Below are 5,022 nucleotides of genomic sequence, written 5' to 3' on the forward strand. Positions count from 1 at the left end.
AAGCAATTCCAATGTTCATGCGGCATCAGGGGAGTTATAATTTCCAGCATACCTTGGTCATAGGTGATTCGAGAGGCTCTATCCTCTCCCATCTCCGCTAGCATGGTTTCAAAAGTCTGCCAACTGATATTTCTCAATACAACCCTTTGTTCTGAGGCGGCGCGTGTTGTTACCATTGCTCGATTGGGTGTGGGTTACTACCACCAAAATAGCGTCAAACGAAGGCTCTGGGCGACTAATTGATAATGTATGCATCAAAGATAGTTAGCAATCTTAACCTTGTTATATGTAATATAGAATAGATATAAGAAGGATTTGGGGGGCCATTTAACTGGTCATAAACGCCTATAGAAACTATTTTTGGAAATCTCCAAGGTCTGAAGTCCAGCCAGCTGAAGCAACTACAGCGGCTGTATCACCAGCGCATACCAGGCGATCGCATCACCACGTCTGAGTTTTCGCAGCGTCTGGCAGCAATTAGCACAGAAGTCAATCAGCCTGTGTGCGCCTACATCAACCGTCGCGGACAAGTAATTCGCGTCGGGGTAGGCACACCTCGTCAAACGCAAATACCACCCCTAGAATTGCCCCGTTACGGTGCAGAACGACTCAGCGGTATTCGTTGTATTGCCACCCATCTCAAGCCAGAACCGCCCAATGAAGCGGCACTCACGGCTATGGCACTGCAACGCTTAGATGCCTTAGTTGTCCTAAACATTACCGGAACAGGTTTTACACGGCGGGGAGGCGGTGCGACTGGATATGTCAAAGAAGCTTATCTAGCTCATCTGACACCCCAAGATTCTCGCACCCTGATTGCTAGTCCTGCTGCTGTGAAAGTAGAGGAGAGCCAATTCGGCTTCGCTCACTCTAAACAAATCCAATCCCCAAGTTGGAATATATCGCCACCTCTGGACTTGGATGATCTGGCAGATCAGGATTTAGTAGACTTGGTGGAAAACCTGGAAGCGGAATTCCAACGGGAATTTATCGCGCAGGAAGTAGATGCTGACCACGATCGCGTGCTGATTGTCGGGCTGATGACCAGTGAGATAACTCCCCTACAATTTCAAGACACCCTATTAGAATTAGCACGTTTAGTCGATACGGCTGGGGGAGATGTATTACAGACAATACAACAAAAGCGATCGCGCATTCATCCCCAAACAGTAGTTGGCGAAGGCAAAGTACAAGAAATTGCCCTAACTGCCCAAACATTAGGAGTTAATCTCGTCGTCTTTGACCGCGACCTCTCACCCTCCCAAGTCCGCAACTTGGAGATGCAAATTGGTATCCGGGTCGTTGACCGTACCGAAGTTATTTTGGATATCTTTGCCCAACGCGCTCAGTCCCGTGCCGGTAAATTGCAAGTAGAACTAGCACAGTTAGAATATATGCAGCCGCGACTGGCTGGTAGAGGTCGCACCATGTCTCGATTGGGTGGTGGTATTGGGACTCGCGGCCCTGGTGAAACCAAACTAGAAACTGAACGCCGTGCGATCGGGCAGCGCATATCCCGACTGCAAAAAGAAGTAGACCAGTTGCAGGCACATCGTTCGCGGCTACGACAGCGACGGCAGCATCAAGAAGTTCCCTCAGTGGCTTTGGTTGGATACACCAACGCTGGCAAGTCCACTTTGCTGAATGCTCTTACTAATGCAGAAGTTTATACAGCCGATCAGCTATTTGCAACTCTCGATCCCACCACGCGCCGCTTGGTAATTCCTCATGGCGAAGCTGATAAACCTCAGGAAATTCTTATTACAGATACGGTGGGGTTTATACACGAACTGCCAGCATCATTAATGGATGCCTTCCGCGCTACCTTGGAGGAAGTCACAGAAGCCGATGCTCTACTACATTTGGTAGATTTGTCTCACCCGGCTTGGTTGCGTCATATTCGCTCAGTCAGAGAAATCTTGGCGCAAATGCCAATAACTCCTGGTCCGGCGCTGGTTATTTTTAACAAGATTGATCAAGCCGATAGTGAGACACTGGCTTTAGCTAGGGAAGAGTTTCCCTTAGCGGTGTTTATTTCTGCGAGTCAGCGCTTGGGACTAGAAACTTTACGTCAGCGCCTTGCCCAGCTGATTGAATATGCCGTTGACTACGGTTAAATACTTTAGTTTAATAATTTTTTAGTTATAAGACAACTCAGTAGCAATACTGGGTTTTTTGTTATATGAAGCCAAAAATAAAGTCTTTTTAAACTTAAGGCTTGTATCATAGACAACTACTAATTCCGTGTTTAGATTAGTGAAAGGCTTTTACTATGTGCATCTGATTTTAGATGGGTAGCAAGCAGCAAATTACCATCATCCGCAACTGAGTCTTAGCATTTTTTTTGCAAATTATTGATTAACATGAAACACCTATTTTCCACTTCAGCGATACCATCCTTTTTGGCTGCTACTGCCGTTGTAATATCATCTTCCGCTTTTGCCCCAGCTAATGCCGCTTCCTTTAAATATAACCTGGATTGCGTTATCTCTGGAACTGTGGGTACACAAAGCTATTCTGGTTCAAGTAGCTGTGCTAAAGTAAACACCTCTTTTGGGACACTTACCATTAAGGACAATGCGACTGACGCAAAAAGTGTAGATGTTGTCATCGACTTAGCAGGAGCAAGTGTGCATAAAATTCAAACATTTGATTTGAATTACAACGACACCAAATTTCAGAATAATGCTTTTAAAATAGTCGCAGCTTCAGGTTATGCTATGGGCAGTAAACCCATTACAGCAGCCGAAAACAACCAAAAACCAGGTGGCTATCAAGGTAAATTAGATTTAGAAATTAACCCATCATCGACTGGCCCAACCAATGATGGCTTCACTGCCACAATTTCACTGAATAATGTTGATCTCAATGCATCAGACTTTAATTTTAAAGATACTCTGAATAAAATATTCGCGGCAGTTCACATAGGGAATTACGGTAATAACCCAGGAGTTTCTGGTGCTAATTCAATCTGGGTAGGGTCGAGTTCTTATTATGTGGCTCCACCTAAACCTAAATATGTGCCTGAGCCAGGGGCAACAGCAGCTCTAGCTTTATTTGCTCTGGGTGCTTTGGGACTTATCAAAAAAAACAAACAGTCTGCATACCAGTAAGTAAAAATGATGATTTAAGTTGGGTGAAAAAGCACATAAATAATCCATGAAATTACTGCTTTAGAGGTGAATACTTAAATAAGTATAGTTTTTGCCTCCCAAATTAAATTTTTAATGAACATGGAGATAAAAGATGAACTATGCAAGATTGTTTATGGCAAGTTAGATCCATAGATTTCTAATCAATAAATCCAATACTCATTGAGTAGATTTATTCGAATTTGAACTATCAAGCTGCGACAAATCATAGCTACCCAATATCACGCTAATCCGTGCTGTAGCTAAATTTCAAAATTAATCTGCTTTTGTCTTGAAGAAAGACCATAAAAATTTCATTACTAAAACACCATAGCAAAACCGATGAAAATTCAGCGCATATCCACTTTTGTTTTTATATACTTTGGAACAGTTTTAGCGTTTTCTCCATCCGTTAATGCTGCCACCTTTCAGACTAATTTCACTCAATCTCTCACAGGTACAGATGCTTCCAAAGGTGATATTTGGCTAAATTATATTAGTCAAGATGGAACCAAATTTAATAATTTCTCTTTCATTAATAAAGTCAATATCTTATCTAACACACCAATCACAAACGTTCAAGCCGGAAGTACGAGTACACCAGGGGACAAAAACAATAACACCGGGGCAGCGAGTACAGATAGAGGTGATAAGGCTTCTGCTCCCATACCTGTTTCTGGTATGAAAAACCCAACTGGTACTGAAATTGCTGCCTTCGTGGGTAACAAAAACTTAAACAACATTATTGATACAGAAGACACTGGATCTTTTAAAATCAACCTCTTCTTCGACAAGTTGATTGAGAAAGATAAAACTGGATTAGACAACCTGTTCTTTTGGGAACGAGGTATGAATAGTAACTTGGGCATTCAAGCCATTGATAGCACTGGCAAGTTAATGGGTGAATTCTTACAACTGAATCACAAAGACCAAAATTACGCAGGCTATAGCATTGACACTACAGAAATTGATGGCGCTCAACAAGTGGGTTCATGGGGAGTCAAGCTTAAGCAATTGGGAGTAACTTCTCTTAGTGGGATTCAAATAACAACGAATGCAGAATACAACGGACCTGATTTCAAAGTAATAGCCAGAAATGGTCCAGCATATTATCAAGCCCCGCCATCTCCGCCTAAAAAAGTGCCTGAACCTGCTACAGCCGCCGCCCTTGGCTTATTTGCTGTAGGTGCGTTGAGAGTGGTGAAGAAAAAGTTTTTAGTAACAGCTTAAAGGATACTCCCCTAAAGGCGTAAATAGATTAACATACTCCAAGGAAGCTATACAATTGCTAAAAAGCCTATAAAACAGGCTTTTTAGCGATTTTGATTTTGAACTCCGCGTACTCCTGCAAAAAAACAAGCTACGTATAGTATGTCTCGAAGGGACTCATCTGTACTAATAACTTAATGTGGCAAATTTAGTTAGCGCCTTCTGAAGATAAAGTCAAACCAGGATAAGGCAGCTATAGTCAATGGTAAAGTTCTAAAATTAAGAAGTATTAAATAAATTTGAGGACGTTATGGCTGCAAAAGTAGAAATTTACACTTGGAGGACTTGCCCGTTTTGCATTCGTGCCAAAAGTTTGCTGAAAGACAAGGGAGTTGAATTTATCGAATACAGCATTGATGGAGACGAGACAGCCAGAAATAAAATGGCTCAAAGAGCAAATGGACGGCGCTCTTTACCACAAATTTTCATTAATGATCACCATATGGGTGGTTGTGATGATATCCACGCTTTAGACAGTCAAGGCAAGCTGGATGAGCTATTAACTTCTAGCAATAGCGTGTAGGTTCAGAAGATTTAGCGATCGCAAGCGATCAGCCGCTGCAAAATATACGGCAGTCGCTACAACTTTGGCAGAGAGAGCAACAAGAGATAATAATTAAAT

At 42.4% G+C, this 5,022-nt stretch carries 4 protein-coding genes and 1 pseudogene; 4 read left to right on the forward strand and 1 reads right to left on the reverse strand.

Annotation, left to right across the window (positions count from 1 at the left end):
• Positions 1 to 176, reverse strand: a pseudogene (locus tag ACEW80_RS05065) (Uma2 family endonuclease); the annotation flags it as partial.
• A gap of 171 nt (positions 177 to 347) precedes the next feature.
• Here ACEW80_RS05065 and hflX point away from each other — a divergent pair.
• The 4 genes from hflX to grxC all read left to right on the forward strand — a co-directional run bounded on the left by hflX (position 348) and on the right by grxC (position 4,923).
• The gene (hflX, locus tag ACEW80_RS05070; protein WP_373525546.1) at positions 348 to 2,117 is read left to right on the forward strand and encodes a GTPase HflX; all 1,770 of its coding nucleotides are present in this window, start codon (positions 348 to 350) and stop codon (positions 2,115 to 2,117) included.
• Between the two features lie 246 nt (positions 2,118 to 2,363).
• The gene (locus tag ACEW80_RS05075; RefSeq protein WP_373525543.1) at positions 2,364 to 3,113 is read left to right on the forward strand and encodes a hypothetical protein; all 750 of its coding nucleotides are present in this window, start codon (positions 2,364 to 2,366) and stop codon (positions 3,111 to 3,113) included.
• 360 nt (positions 3,114 to 3,473) lie between these two features.
• A complete protein-coding gene (locus ACEW80_RS05080; RefSeq protein WP_373525544.1) occupies positions 3,474 to 4,361 on the forward strand; it encodes an exosortase-dependent surface protein XDP2 in 888 nt (295 codons plus the stop codon).
• 289 nt (positions 4,362 to 4,650) lie between these two features.
• The gene (gene grxC / locus ACEW80_RS05085) at positions 4,651 to 4,923 is read left to right on the forward strand and encodes a glutaredoxin 3 (RefSeq protein ID WP_373525545.1); all 273 of its coding nucleotides are present in this window, start codon (positions 4,651 to 4,653) and stop codon (positions 4,921 to 4,923) included.
• The last annotated feature ends 99 nt before the right edge of the window (positions 4,924 to 5,022 follow it).

The sequence above is a fragment of the Nostoc sp. genome, assembly GCF_041747015.1.
In the GTDB taxonomy this organism is placed as follows: Bacteria; Cyanobacteriota; Cyanobacteriia; order Cyanobacteriales; family Nostocaceae; genus Nostoc.

Bases quoted from the DNA above. Each gene is read 5' to 3' on its own strand.
- ACEW80_RS05075 (WP_373525543.1), top strand. From the start codon at position 2,364: ATGAAACACCTATTTTCCACTTCAGCGATACCATCCTTTTTGGCTGCT.
- ACEW80_RS05080 (WP_373525544.1), top strand. From the start codon at position 3,474: ATGAAAATTCAGCGCATATCCACTTTTGTTTTTATATACTTTGGAACA.
- grxC (WP_373525545.1), top strand. From the start codon at position 4,651: ATGGCTGCAAAAGTAGAAATTTACACTTGGAGGACTTGCCCGTTTTGC.